At 50.9% G+C, this 21373-nt stretch carries 22 protein-coding genes, 1 tRNA gene and 2 pseudogenes; 12 read left to right on the forward strand and 13 right to left on the reverse strand.

Annotated features, from left to right (window positions below):
- The first annotated feature begins 312 nt into the window (after positions 1-312).
- Complete coding sequence (locus tag LIX15_RS25365) at positions 313-1194, forward strand: ParA family protein (RefSeq protein WP_227777942.1); 882 nt, start codon at positions 313-315, stop codon at positions 1192-1194.
- Positions 1191-1574: a DUF7970 domain-containing protein gene (locus LIX15_RS25370; protein WP_227777943.1), complete on the forward strand. Its 384-nt coding sequence runs from the start codon at positions 1191-1193 to the stop codon at positions 1572-1574. Before LIX15_RS25365 ends, LIX15_RS25370 begins: the two co-directional genes overlap by 4 nt.
- On the opposite strand, the gene LIX15_RS25375 is transcribed toward LIX15_RS25370, so the two are convergent.
- Entirely contained in the window at positions 1575-2153 is a 579-nt protein-coding gene (locus tag LIX15_RS25375) for a DUF8170 family protein (RefSeq protein ID WP_227777944.1), read from the reverse strand.
- Positions 2154-2272: 119 nt separating this feature from the next.
- Between LIX15_RS25375 and LIX15_RS25380 the strand changes: the two genes are divergently transcribed.
- Positions 2273-2683 carry a helix-turn-helix domain-containing protein gene (locus tag LIX15_RS25380; RefSeq protein ID WP_227777945.1) on the forward strand — a complete coding sequence of 137 codons (411 nt, stop codon included), beginning with the start codon at positions 2273-2275 and terminating at the stop codon, positions 2681-2683.
- 326 nt (positions 2684-3009) lie between these two features.
- On the opposite strand, the gene LIX15_RS25385 is transcribed toward LIX15_RS25380, so the two are convergent.
- Positions 3010-4548 (reverse strand): Cdc6/Cdc18 family protein, encoded by a 1539-nt coding sequence (locus LIX15_RS25385; protein ID WP_227777946.1) that lies wholly within the window; start codon positions 4546-4548, stop codon positions 3010-3012.
- 75 nt (positions 4549-4623) lie between these two features.
- Here LIX15_RS25385 and LIX15_RS25390 point away from each other — a divergent pair, with 75 nt between their 5' ends.
- Complete coding sequence (locus LIX15_RS25390) at positions 4624-4845, forward strand: MarR family transcriptional regulator (RefSeq protein ID WP_227777947.1); 222 nt, start codon at positions 4624-4626, stop codon at positions 4843-4845.
- 46 nt (positions 4846-4891) lie between these two features.
- Here LIX15_RS25390 and LIX15_RS25395 read toward each other — a convergent pair whose 3' ends face one another.
- The gene (locus LIX15_RS25395) at positions 4892-5143 is read right to left on the reverse strand and encodes a MarR family transcriptional regulator (RefSeq protein WP_227777948.1); all 252 of its coding nucleotides are present in this window, start codon (positions 5141-5143) and stop codon (positions 4892-4894) included.
- 178 nt (positions 5144-5321) lie between these two features.
- Here LIX15_RS25395 and LIX15_RS25400 point away from each other — a divergent pair, with 178 nt between their 5' ends.
- Positions 5322-5711, forward strand: coding sequence for an SWIM zinc finger family protein (locus tag LIX15_RS25400; protein WP_227777949.1), 390 nt, complete (start codon positions 5322-5324; stop codon positions 5709-5711).
- 232 nt (positions 5712-5943) lie between these two features.
- Here the strand turns inward: LIX15_RS25400 and LIX15_RS25405 are convergent, their stop codons facing one another.
- The gene (locus LIX15_RS25405) at positions 5944-6915 is read right to left on the reverse strand and encodes a sulfurtransferase (protein WP_227777950.1); all 972 of its coding nucleotides are present in this window, start codon (positions 6913-6915) and stop codon (positions 5944-5946) included.
- A gap of 691 nt (positions 6916-7606) precedes the next feature.
- Here LIX15_RS25405 and LIX15_RS25410 point away from each other — a divergent pair.
- From LIX15_RS25410 to LIX15_RS25425, 4 genes are all read left to right on the forward strand, one after another.
- Positions 7607-7691, forward strand: a tRNA-Leu gene (locus LIX15_RS25410).
- A gap of 107 nt (positions 7692-7798) precedes the next feature.
- Positions 7799-8014, forward strand: coding sequence for an ArsR family transcriptional regulator (locus LIX15_RS25415; RefSeq protein ID WP_390185328.1), 216 nt, complete (start codon positions 7799-7801; stop codon positions 8012-8014).
- 617 nt (positions 8015-8631) lie between these two features.
- Positions 8632-8817 carry a hypothetical protein gene (locus tag LIX15_RS25420; protein ID WP_227777951.1) on the forward strand — a complete coding sequence of 62 codons (186 nt, stop codon included), beginning with the start codon at positions 8632-8634 and terminating at the stop codon, positions 8815-8817.
- Positions 8818-9348: 531 nt separating this feature from the next.
- Entirely contained in the window at positions 9349-9732 is a 384-nt protein-coding gene (locus LIX15_RS25425) for a TFIIB-type zinc ribbon-containing protein (RefSeq protein ID WP_227777952.1), read from the forward strand.
- Positions 9733-10138: 406 nt separating this feature from the next.
- Here the strand turns inward: LIX15_RS25425 and LIX15_RS25430 are convergent, their stop codons facing one another.
- Positions 10139-10822, reverse strand: coding sequence for a geranylgeranylglyceryl/heptaprenylglyceryl phosphate synthase (locus LIX15_RS25430; RefSeq protein ID WP_227777953.1), 684 nt, complete (start codon positions 10820-10822; stop codon positions 10139-10141).
- A gap of 424 nt (positions 10823-11246) precedes the next feature.
- Positions 11247-11609: an HVO_A0114 family putative DNA-binding protein gene (locus tag LIX15_RS25435; RefSeq protein WP_227777954.1), complete on the reverse strand. Its 363-nt coding sequence runs from the start codon at positions 11607-11609 to the stop codon at positions 11247-11249.
- A 189-nt stretch (positions 11610-11798) separates the two neighbouring features.
- Here LIX15_RS25435 and LIX15_RS25440 point away from each other — a divergent pair, with 189 nt between their 5' ends.
- Together LIX15_RS25440 and LIX15_RS25445 are read left to right on the forward strand one after the other, a co-directional pair.
- The gene (locus LIX15_RS25440) at positions 11799-12113 is read left to right on the forward strand and encodes a DUF7718 family protein (protein WP_227777955.1); all 315 of its coding nucleotides are present in this window, start codon (positions 11799-11801) and stop codon (positions 12111-12113) included.
- A gap of 403 nt (positions 12114-12516) precedes the next feature.
- Positions 12517-13472, forward strand: a pseudogene (locus LIX15_RS25445) (IS1595 family transposase).
- A gap of 323 nt (positions 13473-13795) precedes the next feature.
- On the opposite strand, the gene LIX15_RS25450 reads toward LIX15_RS25445, so the two are convergent.
- Positions 13796-15517: a right-handed parallel beta-helix repeat-containing protein gene (locus LIX15_RS25450; RefSeq protein ID WP_227777956.1), complete on the reverse strand. Its 1722-nt coding sequence runs from the start codon at positions 15515-15517 to the stop codon at positions 13796-13798.
- Between the two features lie 195 nt (positions 15518-15712).
- The gene (locus LIX15_RS25455) at positions 15713-17527 is read right to left on the reverse strand and encodes a hypothetical protein (RefSeq protein WP_227777957.1); all 1815 of its coding nucleotides are present in this window, start codon (positions 17525-17527) and stop codon (positions 15713-15715) included.
- 816 nt (positions 17528-18343) lie between these two features.
- Between LIX15_RS25455 and LIX15_RS25460 the strand changes: the two genes are divergently transcribed.
- Complete coding sequence (locus LIX15_RS25460) at positions 18344-18976, forward strand: helix-turn-helix domain-containing protein (protein ID WP_227777958.1); 633 nt, start codon at positions 18344-18346, stop codon at positions 18974-18976.
- A 119-nt stretch (positions 18977-19095) separates the two neighbouring features.
- On the opposite strand, the gene LIX15_RS25465 is transcribed toward LIX15_RS25460, so the two are convergent.
- The 5 genes and pseudogenes from LIX15_RS25465 to LIX15_RS33815 form a co-directional block, all read right to left on the reverse strand.
- On the reverse strand, positions 19096-19806 hold the full coding sequence (locus tag LIX15_RS25465) for a helix-turn-helix domain-containing protein (protein WP_227777959.1): 711 nt from the start codon (positions 19804-19806) through the stop codon (positions 19096-19098).
- Positions 19803-20210 (reverse strand): DUF7344 domain-containing protein, encoded by a 408-nt coding sequence (locus LIX15_RS25470; RefSeq protein WP_227777960.1) that lies wholly within the window; start codon positions 20208-20210, stop codon positions 19803-19805. The genes LIX15_RS25465 and LIX15_RS25470 overlap by 4 nt, the downstream gene beginning before the upstream one ends.
- A gap of 60 nt (positions 20211-20270) precedes the next feature.
- Positions 20271-20447: pseudogene (locus LIX15_RS33420) on the reverse strand (helix-turn-helix domain-containing protein); the annotation flags it as partial.
- A 12-nt stretch (positions 20448-20459) separates the two neighbouring features.
- Complete coding sequence (locus LIX15_RS25475) at positions 20460-20942, reverse strand: bacterio-opsin activator domain-containing protein (protein ID WP_345413027.1); 483 nt, start codon at positions 20940-20942, stop codon at positions 20460-20462.
- 98 nt (positions 20943-21040) lie between these two features.
- Positions 21041-21367, reverse strand: a complete 327-nt coding sequence (locus LIX15_RS33815) for a DUF7344 domain-containing protein (protein WP_425556817.1) — start codon at positions 21365-21367, stop codon at positions 21041-21043.
- Positions 21368-21373: the final 6 nt, after the last annotated feature.

A 21373-nucleotide genomic window follows, 5' to 3' on the forward strand; every position in this document is an offset into this window, starting at 1 on the left:
TGTTGAGTCCGTTCTGACATTTTTGATTCTCAGCTTATGAGTCTCGTACGATGTTTACGATTCGTGCGAATCGTTGAATTCGCTGAAACAGCCTTGTTTCTCAGCTTGTAAACTGGCGAAGCAAGACCTTGCACAGTAGACTTTGCGCGATGTTTGCAATTTGTGCGATTCGTACAGTTCGCACATAACGTTTATACAATTACCAAGAGATGATTGGAGCAGAGGCACTCGCGAAGTTTACGAAGTTCGAGATTCGTAGAATGTTAACGATTCGTTCGATTCGTAAAGTTCGCAGAGCACAGGAGATCAACTATGGCAAATAAACACAACAGCAGAGAACCGCGCGCCGTTTCTGTTGGCGTGCTCAAAGGTGGGTTCGGAAAGACAACAACAGCAATTAATCTTGCACGCGAGTTAGCTCATCGAAACGACTCAGCTCTCATCGTCGACCTTGACGACAACGGTCACATGAGTCAAAACCTCGGGTTCACGGAGCAGTATAGTGTCGAAGAGAATCATGCCGAAGCCGTTCTCATTAGCGGTGAAGAGCCAACACAATATATTCAAACAGTAACCCATGGACTCGATATTTTCCCCGCCCACGTGCAGCTCGAAGACGTCCAGAGTGGCCTAAAGGAGGCAACGATGGGAACGACACGACTCAAGGAGAATCTCATCGATCCGCTACTCGGTGACGAGTACGAGTACATTGTAGTCGACTGCCCAGCGAATCGCGGGAAGTTGAACGACAACGCCATGTACGCAACAGGGAACATCATCATCCCCCTTCGCGCAGAGAGCGGATACGAAAGTGGGCTCTCCAGTACCGTTCAACGGCTTGTGCAAGAAGCACGGCAGTACTTCGAGTTAAACATCCTCGCAATCACACCCACAGACTTACAAGATCGTATCGACCAGGACACGCGCGACCGTTCGCTCCTCAAGGAAATCAACAGTCGGGATGGTGTATCGAAGCTCGTGCCGAACTATGCACGAGTGACTGACGCTGATTGGGAAGCAATCGATAGGGGGAAGAAAAACGGGGATCTTCCGGGAATTCGACACCGAGCGGCGATCGACCGCGCGCACGATGAAGGTGTTCCACTTCGAGATTACGATGAGACATGCGACCAGCTCGAAGCCTACGACGAACTTGCCCAAATCGTCGAGCGCGGGGAGGTGGTGCACGAATGACAGCCTTTGATGATCTCGAAAATGCAATCAACGAGGAAGAGAAGACGCCAACATCGGACAGTTCGTCCGAGTCTGGAGATTCGAGCGAATCGCAAACATCGAGCGAATCGCAAACATCGGAAGAGCCAAAAGATCCACGAAAGACGCCTGCATTCAAGTTTTCCCCAGATCTACGGCGGAGTATCTATGCACGCGAAGAATCGTGGCAAGAGTTCGAGGATGCATGTGATCTGGAGGTAACACGAGAGTTGCGGGACGCAGGCGTTCGGAATCACGAGAGTCGTGAGGTTCACGATGCAATGGTTCGGTTGGCGGCGAAAAATCCTGAAGAGATGGCACAGTTAATCCTTGGCGCACGTGGTATTGACGAAGAACAGTAGCTAGGGGAGTGCTTCAGCACACTCCAAAAGATCGTCCTCAGCCTGCCAGATACACAGGCGGCCTGCATCGTTTAGCATGTCAAAGATTGCAGTCTGCATTCCACTATATGGCTTCTCAAGATTGACGTTCGTATCCACCTCATCAGGATCTATGCCGGAATAGTCACGCTTGAAAACACGTGACTTTGTGAAATATGCCTCCAAAGCAGTGAAGTATCCTTGCTCGACGAGAAAACCGCCACGATCGTGCTCGGTTACACCTACAAGATAATCAGTATAATCCGCAAGAAGTCGGAATTTGACGTACGTGTTGACCCATTCGCTTTGGATATCCACCATTAGAAATGCGTAGGTATCGGTTCGCCGATTGAGACGGTCTTTGACCAGTTGAAGCCGATATATTTCCGGTCGACCGTAGCTACCGAGAACGAAATAAGCGGACTTGTTTGTGAAAATGGGCGAGAGTTCTGCAACGCTGTGTTTGAGCTCTTCATATTCCTGGGGAGTGAGCGAAGTGTCGTGGAGATGTTCTTCGGCCTTCTCAGCGATATCTTCTAAAGTTGGTTCATCCATGCTCATTGTTTTTGTACTCTCGATCGCAGTGTATCAATGTAGCGACTTCATCAGCAACCACATCGTAATGGACCGATTCGTGTTTTGGCGAAACGCTTTTGCACGCACTACTCGAAGAAACAAGTATGAGCACGTCTGGCCACACGTCGTCTGACATCGACACCGTTCGGAAACGATTGAGCGTTATCACCCAAGAAACGCGATTTTCGCTTATTCAAGACATCCTTGGGCATCCATCACAGCTTCCGACGCTGAAGGAACTGGACTACGTAAATCCAAGTAAAAGCCAGACGACGATTCGTCAACATCTTCAACAACTCGTCGATGTGGGAATCCTGGAAGAGGTTTTCCTCCCCGACGAGCAACGACAGAACAATCTCCCGTACAAGTTCTATGGAATTAGTGACGAGGGACGAGTGTTCCTCGACGAACACGGGTTGCTGCGTGCCGAAGAAACATTGCAGACGATCTATGCCCGAGTGGAAAAAACCGACGCGATTAAACGGTACCAGACTGCACCTCGCCCTGATCAGTGATTACGGAGATTCGAGGAGAAAGCCCCGTTCTTTAGGGCGAGGATTCCTCAAAGGGGATATTGCGGTTGCACGTTTCCTCGGTTCGCAAGGACGCTTTCGCGTAGAACGTCAGCGGTAGCTACCGAATTATGACCGAGGGCGTGCATTACAGTGCGTGGAGCCGTGTCAAAGCGGCCTATAGATTCACCCACAGAGTGCCAGCAGCAATCAGCTAGAGAAGAAAACCAATCAAGGAGTCGTAGAGTTAGTATATTATACTAGCTACATTCTCACCCTCCTAATACGGTGCGAGACACACGAGTTGCCGTTGCAGTATATTCAGAATGTTACGAGTCGTCGAGAAGTCCCTGCTGAGTTGCCCGATTACGGAGTACTGATAGGTCGAGTTCTTGAGTCACTAACAAATTTTCAAGTGTGTTCAACGCCGCCTCAAGCGGGACATCGAGTCGATACTCGTAGTATATACCTCCCCCTCGCCCTTCATTTCGTTTGTTACGGAGGAGAATACCAAGCATTGAAAGCTCGGCGTGGTTATGGAATGCACGGCCACCGAGGGAATCACCCCCTGCGATATCTGCGAGCTCGGAATAGCGGTCGAAGAGTGGTTGTTTGGTCGCAGGAATCATCTTTGGATTGTTGATTGTCATTGAAACAACTGCAAAGAGAACTAAATGGCCGTGCGAAGTGAGATTTTGCATACTTTCTTCGATTCGCTGTTTTTCGAGAAGTTTTCTGGCTTCACGAACATGCGATTCACTAACGGTAGCATCGCCTTGCCGTCGCGCAAAATCACCTGCTTCAAGTAAAAGATCCAGTGCTTGTCGAGCACTACCTTTATCTTGGGCTGCATATGCACTACAGAGTTCGAGAACACCCCCGCCTAAGACATCAGGTTTAAATGCCAGCTCAGAACGTCGTGAGAGGATATTTTTAAGCTCAGTAGCATTATACGGTGAGAAATGGATTTCCCGTTCACAGAGGGTATCTTCAACTTGTGGGTCAATCTTTTTAATTACTTTAGCCCGGTCTTCTTTATTCTCCTGTGCCCTATACATCCACATATCGTAATCCTTCAATCTGGGCAAATCTGTCTCGTATGCTCCGAGGTAAATCTCCTCTTCAGAGCCTGTAGTAGCAGTATATTTCAGTATGAACGCAATCTCAACATCTTTAACGCCTGCCTCTTCCAAATCTTCAAGAGCAGTGTGAAGAAACACTGGTCGCCTTTCCTGCTTAAACTTGAACCAGCCTCTCTCTATTTGATTGACTTTCGGATCTGCCTTGAATTCGGTTGTCTTGTCTTCTGTTTGCGCTAATGCCCCACCTTCATCGGAGTGCCACCAAGTCGCATCACTTGTTCGTCGTAGTGGTGACAGGCAGGAACGATAGTCGTAATCCAAGTCCTTGGTCGGTTCATAGGAAATTTCAGTCCATATACAAAGGTCACGCGCCGTGGAATTTCCGGAATTAGAGAGGCTGAGAAACAAACGGTTTGCTTCATCCTGATCTGGATCGTCGCCAAGTTTTGTTCTGTCAGCGCCCCACTCTCGGTTAGAGACTCCCAGGATAGGAGTATATCCTGCTTTCATCAGATTGACCTGCCGGTTCATAATGGTCCTCTGGATTCTCTGATTCTGATACTGCATCATGTATGCGAACAGGAGTAGTCCAGACAGAATCACCGTCAATGCGGATTGGTTATCTTTAGCGAATGATAACGATGGTTGGATAATATATGAGCTATCGAATAGTGCTTTGTCAGCGATGACAGCAGCTGTAATCGTAATAGCGATGAGCGGGAGTAAGTAGTATCCGATGAACGCCGACACGGTCTTGAGTAACCCGTTGTCGTCGTCATTCATCATGGGAATAGTATTCTACCAATAACCTTGATTGCTCAACTATCTTTCGAATTTAAGTGAATATATTGACCGTACTCTTTGAACAACGATGATGCGCTCACGAAGGCTGAGTTTGCCGATGAAACCTTGCTCCCCCCACGGACGGTTCATTACGCACTCACTCGACTCGAAGACCACGATCTCGTCGGCTCACGCTTCTCATTTGCCGATGCACGAAAACGTTGCTATTCTCTTACCTTCGACGAATTAAGTACAATAGATGTGAAATGTGATGGCTATATGCAATTAAATCAAACTTAAGCTGAAAACAGAGACGCGAAAAGCCGACAATCGCTAACTTAGGTACCTATTGTACCCATTCCCCAGGAAGCCACCAGATAACCACCCGTGGACTCAACTTCCCGCGCTCGACTTCACCACCCTCATGTAACTCCTCAAGCCGTCGATGCGCCGAGGGGCGCTCGATCTCAAGCACATCCGCCACCCACCGAGCGGTCACTGCCGGAAACTCCGACTCGCGCATCGCCATCAGAATATCGTCGTCAGTCGTTTCCTCTGCAAATTGACCACTCGTATCGCGCTCTCGATCGTCTGTCATCGTAACCATCAGTTCACTATCCACCATCTTAAACCCATGCACTACATAGTACATCGGTAGTTTTAATACCCCATACTACATAGTACTTGGTAGGAAGAGCGGTGCCCTTGGGTGTGTGGAAACGCGCCGGGTGCTTGAACACCCGGCACCGGTCTTCCGAAATAGATCCCAGAAGACCATGAGTACAAAGCAATCCGCAGCCCTTGAAGCTGCCGAGACGGCACAGAAACGCGCACAGGCCGAACAATTTTCCTTCGACATCGATGCCCCCGGACTCATCGAAGTCACCAACGAGAGCCACGAGAACCCCGCAAACCACCAGTACACTGTCTCCATCGACAACGTAACTGAGGAATTGATGGCCTGCACGTGCCCACACCACGTCCACTGCAATGCCTTCTGCAAGCACATGGCCGCCGTCGAAAACGCAACCGACGACGGAATACTCGACGCCTTCCCGTCCGAGGACGAAGACGATGCCGACCCCGAAGACTGCGACTGTGACGGTCTCAGTGGTTTCCCGTGCTGGCCGTGTGTGAGGACGGGACGGAAGGAACTGCCGAACTAACCACCGCTTCAGCCCTTTTCCATGGCACGCCAATCAACAGGCCTGGCATAGGAGTGTCCACGCCTCCGGAAGCGTGACAAATATCGAAGCAATTCATTCACACCGGAAAATCCACGTTCTGTGGACACTTTTTCGGCGTATCTCACTCCTTCACTGAAAACACCGTGAGAAAGGATGTTCCATACTACCCTCATATCCCTATCTACCTCAAACGCGAAACGGTATCACTCTGTTATTTTTTCGTATCGGCTGAAGCCGGTTCATCGACATCAACCGCGACGGGTTGGCGGACGAGGTTCCCCCACTCAGTCCACGACCCGTCGTAGTTCGTGACATTCCAGCCGAGCAGTTCGTGGAGTGCAAACCATGTAATCGATGACCGCTCACCGATACGGCAGTACGATATTATTTCGGCATCTCCCTGAATATCTCGCTCGGCATACACCGAGCGCAAATCGTCACTATTCTTGAATCGTCCCTCGTCGTCGAGATTTTCCTTCCACGTGATGTTCGTCGCACCAGGGATATGTCCCGCCCGGCGGGCTGTTTCTTTGCTCCCTTCGGGAGCGATCTTTTCACCACGATACTCGGCCTCTGAACGCACGTCGATCAATGGAATCTCAGGATCGTCACTGGTCTCCGCGCGACCTTCGGGAGAGGACTCGCCGTCGATCGCGGCGACTTCTTCAACGCGGTCACGGTATGCTCGGAGTTCCTCATTAGGGCCTGCCGACTCGTACTCTCGTGTGGTGAAGTCGGGCTCTTCGTCGGTCGTTGGATACTCGTTGTCGAACCAGTAGGGACGCCCACCATCAAGGAGCCGGACGTCGTCGTGGCCGTAGTATTTGAACTGCCAGTAGGTGTAGGCGGCCCACTGGTTAGCCTCGTCGCCGTAGATGACGACTGTCGTATCTTCCGTGATCCCTGCATTCTGCATTATCTCCTCGAACTCCGCTCGTTTTAGAATATCGCGTTCGATGGAATCTTGGAGATGAGATCCCCAGCGGAAGCCGACAGCACCCGGAATGTGTCCCTGGGCGTAGGACTCCTCGTACTTGATATCGGCTTCGACGAGTCGGCAGTCGGGATCGTCCGACTGAAACGCGTCAAGGTGTTTGTGAAGCCAGTCCGGAGATACGAGGGCATTGGTGCCACTCTCGTACTTCTCGTCGATCTCGGAGTCGGAGAGTTCGGCATCGCTCATGGAAGTAATGTTTAATCCACTCCTGGTGTAACGATTGGGGCTGCATATGTCGGGTGCCCGGGATAGCGGATTGTCCATACCATCAGACGGATCGTTTTAGTTGAAGCAGCTATAGCGACACTGCAAGACAACAAATGACTACGAACTTACCCACCTGCGAATTACTGTGGTGGAGATAGCTCACCTAACTAGATCGACTACATCCAATTCGTACTCACTGCCAATAGTGTCTTTTGCAATCTCTTGGATGGAAATCCCGGCCCGGAAATCGACTCCAGAGGCATGACAGCGGGATCACGCCCCCATGTGGGCCGGATTGAGAGATGTTGCGGGTTGGGTGGTAGTAGGGTAGCCGTTGTGAGCTGCGTTCACAGCTTTCCTGTCGACGGATAATGTGCCTCTGACTTCGCTTCGACAGGTGTGGTGGCCGAGTCTCCTCGAGCCAATTTGACCAATGAACGCACCGGAAAAAGATATTCTGACCAGTCTCTCAAAATCAAACTACAACAGTGATCCTCTGCGGTGCCAACCGATAAAAACCGCATAGGTCGACCAACGTGGCCACCCAAACAACTCCGCACTCTCACTCGACACAAGAGGTTTAACTGACCGCTCCCGACACAACGCCATTGCTTAGCGCTCTCCTACAATTAGTAACTCACTTATTCTGACCGCCGTAATCGCCAGATGGGCGAGGGTTGCCAAGCCAGGCCAACGGCGGTGGGCTTAAGACCCGCTCGTGTAGACGTCCATGGGTTCGAATCCCATCCCTCGCATTCCATTCACACTCAACCCGAGTCATCCTTAAGAGAGCAGTTTCAACCCGACAGACGTCTCTGCTATATCAATAGTGCCTTGACTAACTAGCCACATTTGGCGACCAATGCAACAATCTACCTCTACTCCAGACGACACTGCCGATCCAGAAACAACCCCACTGACTGACGTGCTGGCCGATCTCACTCCAAGTGCAAAACTGGTTGTAAAAACACTCGAATACAATGACGATGCGCTGACACAGAGTGAACTCGCCGACAAATCCCGCCTCCCAGCCCGGACGGTTCGCTACGCACTCACACATGACGACGCCGCTGTCTAAATAGCAAAATAAGCAAACTTGCCACCCCGATGATTGTCAGTACCTCATACATCGATCCGTCCGGGAATGGGATTGATGCGTTGGTGAACGCTAGGGCGAACCCGCCGACGAACAGCACGAGTGCGAAGAGATATATTTTGGAGTTCTCGTCGAGCGACAGTAGTGATTGCATGTGTTTCTGTTGTATGTAGATAGTTATGGTTACAACTGAATGTACGCGTCACAAACATACCAGCTACACCTCAAGAGATTTCTCGGCGAATCTAGCAACTAACAATGCTCTGTCGACTCGTTCGTCCCTTCGTCTTCTCAGTAGCTTGTTTCTGACTACTGCAGATACTAATATAGGCTAGTATAATATGCTAATCCCGTGTCTTCACTTCCGCTCTCGCTGGCAACTGTTTACAGCGATTGGCAGCTAAGCATCTCCGATACTCCGGGAGACGGCCCTCTTCGATGCGCTCCAGAGCGAGCTTGCGATCGTCTTAGAGGAGACACGGGACGATGAGATCGATGCGGATCGGCTTGCGGCGCGACTGCTCGAAAATGATGAGACCAGACGGCTGCTGATCGGCATCACTGAGGATGCAACAGCGGTTCTCACTTACAACCGACTGATGAACTCGATAACGCGAACGCCGATTGAGGCTGACGGATTGGATGGCAGCGGCAGTCGGCATATCGACCGCAAGCGGACGGAAGGTCAAGTGCTTGAATCAGTGCAACAGCTTGGGAGTGGCTATTTCGACTGGGTTCATCCGCGCTATCGGTGGGTGTTCGACCCGGAGTATATGATCGAGTGAGCGCGCTAAATGTCGGTGAAACTGCTGTTCTGTTCGGCACTGGCGAACAATTGGATGTAATTCAGTCTGATTTCTAGAACTTCGCCCTATTTCAAGATGCGTGATTGATTTGATAACCGAAGTAGAACGTGTGACAGCGGTAAGGTCGATTTCTCAAAATTGGTGTTTTTGGGTGATTGACTTCCTGTGGGCAGTATAAGCGGCAGTGTAACAACGCCAGAACTCTCTGAATCAATCTGTGTGCAAATCGTGACATCCCCTACACAGTCGATAGATTTGCATAACTCAGCCCATTTCAAAGAGGATTCATATGTACATGTCGATATGAACAAGGAGAGCGGGGAGAAATTTGTGTACGTAATAGAAAGGACAAAATCGAGCACAGTAGTTGCTTTTCCGAATACTCCTGGTCCGTATTCGAACAGAATCTGGTCGGGTTCCTGGTTCAATATGCCTAACATATATCGCCTCATTTCGATTTCCGTATAGTTGGCCACCAGGGTCAACTGTCTTCTTCTCGAATTTTAAATCATGTCCGACGATCATGAGGAATCCAATACGCGAACTCCAATCGAGACTGGCGTGGTCGTGTATGATCATGAGGGAAACGAACTCGGCGTTATAACAGGTTTGACGGGTGAAGGCTTTGAGGTTTCCATCAATGAAAACATAGAACACGTTGACAAGGATGGACAGGCCACGGTCACAGACCGTCAAAAAGACAAAATCGGAAGAACTACCGATACAAGTATTCACTCATCGAACCAGGAGCAAAATCCAGGACAAAAATTTGGGGAGGGATACTTAATGTGGCGCTGTGATAACTGTGGCGAGATGGGAAATCTGGGGGATGGTCTTCCAACGACGTGTCCAGATTGTGGGTCTGAAAACGTGTATAAATGGCGTGAAGACTGACTCGGAATTCCAACCCATCACACACTATCGAATTAGGAGGTCTGAAACCCAGTCACGAAGCACATGCGCTAAAAATACTTTCGTCGGTGTAGGTAACCTGCTCACATGAGCCCTCCCCCATCCGAAGGATTGGTTGGTGAATTAATTCGAGCCTGCCGAACACAAATCGGTGACGAACTCGGCAGTATGACCTATTTTACCCCGACTGACGCCGAGTATTTGTACCTCCGTGTTATCAAACCGACGCTTGAGAGACTTAGCTAAGAGATCTTGAGACAGTACACGCTGCAACGAACAGGCGATAATCGCGATCATACAAAGATGGTTACCGTTAGCCGATTGTATTCCAAGCCATCAAGAAAAACTATTCGAGCAGTCTCGTCTTTGATTTCGATATTGTGTGTTTCTACCACTGTGCTTGTGCTGTCCGACGAAAGTGTTGTCTAACTGTAATCACTGTGTCACATTTTGGGCAGCGATATACGGAGTACGGTCGCTCACTCGCTGCTGCGGATCTCTCCTGGACGTGCCACCCCCTATCTGGAGGGCTTTCGTACTCGCACGAAGGGCAGATAAGAAGGGCCTTTCGAGTACGAATATGGTGACTTGGTGGCGTGGCGGTCAGTTGAGTGCTCATCATCGAAAGGTAGATCGCGAACACGAGTAAAGTCTCAAGGTCACAGCCCGCCTGCGTGTACGTCGCAACGGACGACGCTGGATTCAGGACAATATACGCTTCTGGATGCACGGATCCCCATTCAAGATCCGAAGAGCGAACCCATTCGTAGTGTGCGCCTGTGATCCACAGTGGGTCATTGGCGTTCAGAACGATCGGAAGTAGGTATCCAGAGAATGCCTCGGTATGGAACTGCGTTGGGCGATAGGTCGGCTCGACGAAGATGGGAATCTCGGTAGAAGCGAGTGCATCGAGAATTGACTGAACGCTGGACTCAGTGACGTTCGTGGTACCACCGATTATGAGTGCGTCCGTTCCCGTGTCAGCAATGCCAGTGTAGGTATCCCCGCCGTGGAGTGCTTTGTCTGGGTCGACTTTCGTGACGTGCTCCCACTGTGCCCACGCAGCCGCCATAGTTTATCGTAGTGCCATCACACGCAAACAGCTTTCTCTCTCGGATGGAAAAATCGAGTAGTCCGTTGTTGGCGCTGACTGTGTTCTTGACCTTACTGTAAGGTATAAATTCTCTGAATTTGAATATTGGCTCATGGCCTTTGAAGCCATTAATGAGGTGCGATAGCAGTTGAGTGCGCTTCCTGCCGTATTCCTAGAAGGAATTGTATCTCAGATTCCGATTGTAGGAATCATTTGCGCGTTGATTATCGGGACGCTCGCAAGTCAGTTTTCTGAGAGCGTCTCGGCGAAGGACGCGGCTATTATCGCTGTTTGCGCAACGATTGGATTCGTGGCCGGATCGGCATTCGTCTGATCTCTTCCTACGAAACCCCGGTATTCGAAGGCACTACATCCATTGTCTATAGAAAAATCTAAATTCGTCTTAATCAGCAGCTATCTCGCCAGTGTGGTTGGTTGCGTCTTCCATTGGTTCACCTTCGAACACGACAGGTTTGACGAACACGTTCTTGTGAGCAAGCACTGGCCGCTTTGCACGACCGTTTTGCTCATATTCGACAACTCCAGCCTCGTACAGGATGTCAAGGTCGCGTTTGACGATACTGATGTCTCGATCAACACGGCGACCGAGATCTCGCATGGATTCGAGATCGTCAGTAGCTATCTCGGTGAGTAGCTCCATCCTTTTTTCCGTGAGCACTTCTTCGGCGGTCGAGCGGGAGAGTAGCAACACATCGTCGAAGCCAGCTTCCGCTAATCGCCGAATGAACTTTGTTTTCTGATTCATCCTAATCCGTTCCCGTCCGGCTGCGGTGTTCTGACGATACGCCTTCCCTGGCATCATGCGGTTGTTTTCTGACTTTCATGGTTATCTCGACCAACTCCAGTGAAGGGTTGTCCCCTTGGTCTATGATGACTTAGGAGGTCAACAGTTAAATAGCTACGGGATATGTGCTTATGTAGGAGAATTTCAATAATGGCCGGACCCCAGAATTTTGAGGATAACCTTGGGACGTGGCGGGGGCGAACGTATCTTATGGCGGTTCGAGGGACACCAGACTACTTCGACCCTGATGACTTTTCTGTGAATGTATACTACAAAGACGCCGCAACAGAGAGTAGTATCGATATCGCTCGTGTTGATACATCCCATGGATATACTCACATGGATCGCCTGTTTCGTGATCCGAAAGACAAGAAGCCCGTTGATTGGGATATTTGGGAAGCCATCGATCACTTCGAGGAGTACTGGCCCCGGTATGCCAAACAGTTTGAGAAGAGTTGGGGCTAACACATTTTTGCTACAACTGTATACCCCCACAAGAACGGAGATTACAAAGCGATTACGTATGGATCTTAGTGGTACTCCTGGAGAGTATCCACTACCGCCTGTTGCACTAAGCGGATGTACTCGGATTTCTTGGACGGAGGTTTTTCCGTCTTCATACGCTATGCGGCTCCATGTTCGTTGCAACATTTCACTGTATATTAGTTGTCAGGAGTATCGACCCATTTATATAATCCCTTTTCAGAATTGACGAGTTTAAAATGGTGGAGGAACGTGTTTCTCCACGTCGTATTAGTGTAGAAATTCCATACCATGCCCTGATTTGGACCACTATCGCGATTGCTCTTGTGTAGTGTAGCGGAACCGAGTCACAGTGGTTAGGGCATTCCGCCGACAGCAGTTGTTCATGTCCAACAAACACGCTGCTCTCGGCGGAATGCTTGAGCAACTCGTTGACCTCGGAGTAATAGAGTTTCGGCCGGAGCCGCTCGACGATGCGTCGAGCGGCGACTCAAAGCCATCTGGACGTCCCGTGCGTGCCCGAACTGTGACGCCGACGCCCTCCACGCTCTCGACGGCTCGACTCGGATCTGGTGTGGCCGCTGTGACTGGAAAAGCACCTATACCCGTGGCACACCCTTCTACGGCTCGGAACTCACCCCCGGCGAGTTCCTCCTCTACGCTGATTCGCTCCTCAGCGTCAACCAAATCGCCCCGCCGCTCGACCGTACCTACAAAACCGTCTTCGAGGCGATCAGCGACGTGGAAACCGCGTTTGCTCGCGGTTTCCCAACCGTCTGGGAACGCATCGATCACACGATTGCTGGACCGACACAGGTGAACGAAACTCAGCGTGTGTGCTCGGGATTCAAAGGCCAGAACCCACCGCGGGACGGACTGTCCCGCGGCGGATCTCCTGGACCTGGGCGGGCACGATGGACGGGAGAGCAGGGCGATGAAATGACGCTCGTCGCGGCAGGCCGCGACGTACTCCGGGTAATTTCAGCCGAAGAGGGGTCGAAATACGACGAGAACCTCGGGCCAGTGATTGAGGAAGCAGGCGATCTCTCCCAGCGGCTGGGAGAGATCTGGACCGACGAACTTCCCGCGTATCAGCAGATGGAACACGAGCATCGAACCGTTGTCCTCGACGATGAGTACGTCTCAGACGAAGGTATCCACACGAACCAGGTCGAATGCCTCTGGTCATTAGTGCAGCCGTGGCTGGCGAAATTCCGCGGCCTGTCCAAGCAGGGCTTGGAGCAGGCCGCTCATACCTTCGGGCTTCTCCGGTCGTTGAATCTTGTCGGGGCACCGATCCACAGTCTCATCGATTGCGTCGCTGTCAATGTATTCCGCTAATCTACACAAGAGCGAAACCGGTAGTAGCTCTCCCGAAGAAGTGAAACAAGAGATCAGAGCTTGGTGGAACGACCAGGAGAATCAAGACGCGATATTTGTCAAGTTTATGCCATCGGAGAGGGGATGGGATAAGTTCCAGGCGCGAGTCGCAGAAGGCCTCGAGGAAATTTCGTTCGAAACGCCCGATCGAGAGGTATTATTCGATGACGAGTAGACCGATGATATGCGTGATTTCAGTGAGTCCTATAAATTATTGGCAAAGGAATTCCACGAACTCCAGTCGGAATTACACGACCTCTGGATCGGACCGACACGGTGGCCGGTTAACTCTGACGTTCAGCTACGCGAGGAGATATAATCACGTTTGGATTCTGGATTGTATTCCGTAGGTGGGAATCGGTTTCGTTAACTGTCGTGGTATTCGAAGGTGCCATCGTGTTCTCGGTCGGAACTGGCCGCAGCTCCCACTCTAGGCTCAAGTCCGCAATCCGGCCGTCCTCGCTAGTTTGGGTCACCCGGAGGTACGGACCGATGCGGGCTGGTTCCCAGTCCGGTTCGATCAGGCCGGATTCTCCGTACTCTGGGTCGGTCAGACTCTCGGAGATATTGATGTCGACCCCAACGTCACGACTTACGAACGAAACTGTCTCTGTGAGGTCAACCCAAGTGAAGTTTTTCCCCGTGGGACTCGTGGTATTTAACCGAGTGGTTCTAGCGATCGTAAAGTTACGAACCGCGTTCTGTGAGGCATTGTCCACGGAATAGAACGCCCATCCGATGTTGTTTCGGGTGACGGTGTCTACTATGAGATTGTTACTCGACTGATTGATGACGATGCCTGCTGTATATCCCGCTTGTGTGGAGAATGGATCGCCGCCTGTTGTATTCTCAATGACGTTCCCTGTGAGTTCGTTCTCATCCGCCCCGTCGACGAGGGCGATCCCACTGTGCGCGTTCTCGAATGCGTAATTCTCGGTGACCGTGTTATTTGTCGAGTTGAGGAAGACCAGTATTCCATTGAGGCCATTTTGGACGAGGTGATTGTCACCGATCGTGTTGTTCTCGGAGCCGTCCGTCGCGGAAATACCCGAGAGACTATTGAACCGAACAATGTTGCGGGACACCTCGTTTTCGCTTGAGTTACGGAGTTGGATGCCGTCGTAGGTCGTCGTGTTCCGAACGTCGTTTTCGGATACCGTCACTCCCGTGGTATCGAGAAGCTTGATGCCGTCGTTCGTGTTCTGATACAACGTGTTTTCAGTTACGGTGCTGTCGGTCGTTCGGTAGAGAGTAACTCCTGCGGAGTTGTTCGCCGCTCTACTCTCCGCAACCGTCACGTTCTGCGCGTTTTGGACAACGATCCCCGCCGCGTTGTTCTCCGGTGTCCACCCAGTAAACACGACTTCTTCTGAATTGTTTTCCACTACACTCTTCAGTATTGAGGTGTCTTCAACCCGTTGCAGGACGATTCCAGCAGTGTTGTTCGCTGCTGTGCTGCCTGAGACAGCACTCTCGGTAGACTGGAAGAAAGCAATCCCGTTGCCGTTCCGCTCGGCCGTGACGTCGCGTACGGTGCCCCTCGTCACGTTGAGAAAGGCGACACCGTATGTCCAGTCCGTAACTATCAAATTACTTATAGTAACGTTCGAAACCTGCGTCGTCTCTCCAACGACGACACCGTGATTCACCCAATCCGGCATCGTCGGGTTTACGGTCGTTGCGTTTGTCGCGTTTCTAAACGGCTCAAGGAGCGTCTCGTTCTGGACACCGCTTATCGTACGGCCATTGGCATCGAGGGTAACGTCGCTGGCTTCGATCCGGATACAACTGTCCTCAGATCGATTCGTGATATTCGATTGCACGACGTAGTAGCCGGGTTCGGAAATCGTCGTACAAGAGAGAATCTGCTTGGCTTGCTGTGACCCAGCTCCTTCCCCGGGGCCCGGAGCGAGTGCACTTGATGGTACGATACTACCGCCAATGACCAGTCCGACCAGGATACTCACCACGAGTGGTTGCCACACGAGGCGCGAAGGAAGTGCCATGGCGATACCACGACTACCCGCTATATTGTTATCTGGCCGCTGCGTCAGCTCAATGTAGATTACCTCTAGTGGGACCCCCTGTTGTGGCCGCTTACCCCTCTGAAAGTATCCGTATACGCAACTGTGTCTGCCCGCTGATGTGCGGGAACAAGCGACGATTTCCAGACGGGACGGCCAACGACAGAGCGAGCGTTATCACCCGGCACGACGGCGCGGGGCCTTCCACTCCTCGTGAAGAGAAGAGCGGAGTTCGCGGTGACTCTCAGCGACATCATTGTAATACTCCCGTCGCAGTTGCATTCCGTCGGCCCAGTCCGCATCGAGTAATTGTTCCGAATCTATCGTGTTGAATTCGAAGTCTGGGTCAGTTTCCTCGTCATCGATGAGTGCGTACCACTGTCCCAGTGTCTCAAGTAACGACCATTTGACCCATTCGCGGTTCTCCGGATCGTCCCACCATTGGCGGTACTGTTCGATCTGCTCCTCAGGCGATAGATCGCCGACGTCCTCTCTTACCGCCTCCCAGGCGTCGTTCACCACAGGTCGCATTTTGATTGCCGCGTCAGCGTATGTCGACGCTGCTTCTGCATTGAATGTAACGGCGGCAATCTGGTCTAATTCAAGGCGAACGATCTCCTCTAATGATTCGAGGGGGACGAAACGCATCATTTGGAAATCGGTACGAAAGTCGTTGACAAGGCTCGCCCGCGATAAGCTCGTTGAGAGTGCTTCCTGTGCGAACGTCAGGTACACTTGGTTGGTGACGAACTTCTGAAAGACGGCATCCGCATTGGTTGCAGGCTCGTCGAAATCCAACCGCCACGGTTCGAACCGTTCGATTTCGGTGTAGGCGTACGCATCGATATCGTACTCGAATTCGTCCGACTGCTGCTGCATCTCCACTTGCCATGGGCTCAGCAGATCATCGTTCCGATCATTACGATCACCACCAACGTTTTCCGCATTTTGTGAGGCGCCCGATCGAGCGACAGATTTGGGGAAGGCACCGGCGACCGGAGTTTTCCCGGCTAAACTCCGTGGATATTCGAGGTCGCCTACCGGCGACTCCCCGCAGTTCACCCGTTCCAAAGTTCGAATGATCTCCTCAAGATCAGCAATTTTCCGATTGAGGTCTTCGAGCTTTTTTTCCGACCTGGCGAGATCTCTCCTCATCCGTTTATACCGCGCTCTGCACATCTCGCCCAAGATATTTAGTTGGTCAACGAGCCCTTGGATAAAACAATCCCGTCTTTCTTTTTTGACATTACGTCTTAGTGGTTTTGTAGTAAATTCCTCCTCTATATCTCGATCCCTCTTCAACTTCTCTAGTCTGCTCCTTAACGATGGCAAGTCAAATGCCTCTTCAGTGTTGATCCTCGGCAACACTTCTCTTTGCCCTGCGCACTCATTAAGAATCTTGGAGTACTGTTCCTGAAGGGCTTGTAGTACCTTCTGAAGGTGAGAGCAGTCCGGATATTTGACGCCGACGACCTCATTTAGGCACTCCGCTCGGTACCTCCCCGAACAGAGGTAGATCCCTCTCCCCTCACATCCAAGAGAATTGATACAGTTTGGATCGAGATCGTCTTCCGCGACTGATTCCCTAACACGTTGCTCTTTTCGGTTGGATGCCCTTTGATAAGCTAACTTACAATTGTCATAGCGTCTTTTGACTTGGTCTATTTCCCATACCAGTCTTTCTATCGCATCTTCGCAAGCCATCACGCACGGATCGTCTTGTAACGACGCGTCCTGAAGTGGCAAACTGGAGTCATCACCCAGCGAGACAGCTACTAGTTCGCTACGATCACTGTCACCACTTCTCAATCCGTTCCCCCCGACGAGAGGTAATGCACTGTAGGTGGCCATGTTCCGAAGCAACGAACGTCGAGTTGGTCCTTCGTCCTGCGTGATCTTGTCCGTTCCCCCATCCCCCTTGTTCTGGGTATCTTCGTCTTGAGATTTCCAATCTACTACTCTTGAGTTATCTTTCTCGGAACCATTAGTCATATCCAATGCAGACGCTCTTTGCCTCCTTTGTTATTTAGGTGTTCAAACCGTTCAATGGGCGGTTTCTCCGCTTGGCGACTCTATTGTCTATGTATTGATTTATCAGCTTTTCTTCTGACAGAATACGCGAATCCTTCGCTTCAGTATTGATATCACGACGATTAGCGATGAGATAATGGAACGAATAACCGGCTTGTATGTTCCATCTTCGAACCAAATCTTATATTATTTGTACTTAATGTTCTAAATCTAAAACGAGTGCCAAAGAGGACCCACCGAAGCGAGAAGAGGCCGTCTGGAGCGATCATCTGCCACTGCTCGCTAAGCACGATGTCATCAAGTATGATCGAGAGAGCGAGAAACTGCGCGGCTGGATCAATATCGGCCAGCTCATGCACCACCTGTGAGAGTACGATAACTGATTGTTATCAGTAGAATACAGCAGTCATCGGCTTCGTCTAGTATTGAACAATAAAAATCAACGCTAGAAAACGAGAAGGACTCTGTTTGACCTATACTCTATACCCGTGGCTACAGTTCGGTACGCAACCCCTTTGAGAAGCCCGAGCGTTTACTCCGTTTGCATCCTTGGGATGAGATATGCCGAGGATAATCGAATTCACGATGCCGACCGATACATTCCAGCTCGGGGAAATCTTCTAGGATTTCCCGGCGGTAGAAGTCGAATTTGAACGCGTTATCCCCACTGACCGGGCTATTATCCCCTATTTTTGGATCTGGGGAGAAGATGTCGAAACCATACCCGCATAGTTCGATGGGAACCCAACGATCGCTGCAATTGAACCCGTAGATACCGTGCCTGGAGGTGGCCTCTTTCGCGGTGACTGGCAGCTTAATGACGAAAGTATTCTCAAAGAGGTTGACCGAGCCGGATTGACGTTATTATCCGGAATTGGGACACAGACGGGATGGGAGCTTCAATTACGGGCAGACGATCAACAAAGCATCTCTCACTTCCAACGCTACTGCCATGAATATGATATCCCCATAACTGTTACCCGCCTATATGCGCTCTCAGAACTCCGAACAGGAGAACAATATCAGCTCACGTCCGCCCAAGAAGAGGCTCTCACTACCGCATTTAAAGCCGGTTATTTCGATCAACCTCGAGAAGTTACTCTTGAAGATATCACCGATGAACTAGATATTTCCCGCCAGTCACTTGCTGCGCATACTCGTGAAGTTTTGTTAAATACGCATCACGATCTCTGCTCAGATCGAGACGGGGTTCCGGAGCCATTGCACTGCCGCTTATACTGCCCACAGGAAGTCAACCGCCAAAATCAAACGAATTCGAGGAATCGACCTCACTGCCGCCGCATGTTCTATTTCGGTTATCAAACCAATCACGCATCTTTAAACGCGTTGAAATCCCAGAAAACAGACTATTTTTCCCGATTGTTCGGAGCAACCGAATTCGATCACTGAAATCATCGCCAGTTGGCGCACTGAGCATGTACCACGAAATGTACAGTGATCGACTCAAGGATGATAGGGTACTCTACTGTCGTCTATGAAATTCGGCGGTAGGAGATCAGGGGTCGCTGTTAATCCACGGTTGTCTCCGAGCGAGACTCTATTGGTGGTGCGTCTGCTGGCTCTGTCTTCTCGGTTCTACTGCCGAGAACATGCTGGATTAAATTTCCATGCGCTCGCCGGAGTCGTTCAGAAAGCGCTTGGTGGCTGATCCCGAATTCCTCGGAGAGGTCATCGGCGGTGACTTCGCGAGGCACCGTATAATAGCCGCGTTCAGCAGCGAGCTGAAGGGCTGTTCGCTGTGACTCCGTGAGTCCAAATCGAGTCCCACCACGGTCACTGAACTCCTGAATATTCACCACCTCGAAGTCGATGCCCTGCTCTTTGCAGTATTCATATGTGCTAGCAGCCGTCTCGCGATCATCGAATAAGAGTCGGATATCCCAGCAATCGGTATGTCCCGTCGCGGTCTGTATTGTTGCGTTTTGATCAACCAGCATCCGAATCAGATGGTCGATTCGATCGGCCCAATCGAGTTTATACAAACACTCTGTTTCGAAGGCAGCAATCCGCTCGAAATCAGCGACACTATCGTCAGCAGCGAATGCTTCTTGAAGCTGAATACGATGAGTTGTTTCAATCCGCATGAATGGCATCAGGCTGTCGTGATTGGTGGCGGCCACCTGTTCGACTTCGAACGCCACACCCTCGAATTCACCAAGCGTGTACTCGAGCGCAAATTGCGCAGCTGGGACGGTTATGTCCACGATCGTGCCAGTCATCGCTCAGCGATCACATCCTGAATTGCAGCCTCGTCGCTTTCACAGAGGGAAACACGCTTTTTAGGGACGTCAAACGAGACAAGGTTCGCATCAGCCAACTTCGGCACGTGATAGTGGTACAGCGAGACGTAGATCCGTTCGCGTTCGGCTGGTACGTCTACCGGTTCCTCATTCGTCTCCCACCGAACAATCGAATCGGCGATATCGGCCAGTGCCATCGGTGTTCGGGACCTTTTGAGACAGTGAAGGATGTATCGACGGCGTCGATCAGTAAGAGCATCATAGACCCTGTCCAGACCTGCTGACTCTAGCTGTCTCTCTGCAGGCGTTTTCACTGACTGTTCGCCTGGCTGATCACCACCAGCACCAGGAATTTCGTGTGGGAGGTTCGGTTCATCGGGCATAGGAGAAACAAGATCAGAGAAGGAAAAGAATCTGAGGTGCGTATTTACGCCCGGTTCATATTACGCGCTGTTTTCATCCTCTGGATGATTCACAGTTAACACGTTCGCGACGAGATTTCGGTGGGCACGACGTAATAATTTCGAACAGGACTGTTGGGAGATTCCTATCTCGTCCGCTACTACACCCATTGACACTGACCGGGGGACATCGAAATAGCCCCGGTCTAATGCTGTGACTAAGGCATTTCGTTATTTCGGTGACAGGCCGTACTGGCCACCACCTTTCGGTTCAGAGGGATGGTACAGGCGGAGTAGTTCATAAGGAATGTTCTTCTCTCGGCAGTAGTTTCGAAAGTCGGCAACGAGGTCTTCGGTATCAAATCGCATTCGAAGCTCCCAATTATCCGTGCGGCCAGTCGCTTCGAGGATGGTTGCCCCGACCTCAAGATAGGCATAGACGATGCTTTCGATATTTTGTGTCCATTCGGCTCGATAGAGCGTCCCATCCTCGTACTCATCGAGCTTCATGACACTCTGAGTGGAAGGGTCATTGTCGATTGCCGCTTCAAACTCGGTGTAATCGCCACCTCGACCCCAAAAATATGGCATCACTCTATCATCGTCGTGGGCCACGACACGCTCGATCTCGACGATCATCTCCGGGGTTTGTTCGAGTGTCTCCGAGAGTGCAAGAGCCTCAGCTGGCACTTTGAATTCAGCGATAACACTCATAGTGAATGGACGGGTTGGGAAGTGATAAGCACAGTGGCGAATCCAGTAGTTTAGAGTTGATTAGTTGGATCAGATGGCGACAGCGTAACACCGTCTTTTCACTCAACTCGATACTCGGTCGGCCCGAGTTCTGATCGCGGATTCAGATCAGCCTCAATTGCATTGATTTTGTCTGTAACTCTGAGATACTCTTCGTCGTACTTCTGTTCTCGTTCGATCAGCCCTATCTCCACGAGCTTCGGAAGATAGTCATGCTGGAGTGAGTCAGAAATTTCGTGGATGAGTTCGTCAGGTGCCTTGGAACTCGGCTGGCCAGACTCCCAACTTGCGATTTTGTGGGCTAGATTTTTACATGTAACTGGACGATTTTGTTGTCGCAGATAGCAGAGCGTATCTTGAACGCGAGAGTAGCCTAATAACTCGATAACATA

The organism is Haladaptatus pallidirubidus, assembly GCF_020700235.1.
GTDB lineage: Archaea > Halobacteriota > Halobacteria > Halobacteriales > Haladaptataceae > Haladaptatus > Haladaptatus pallidirubidus.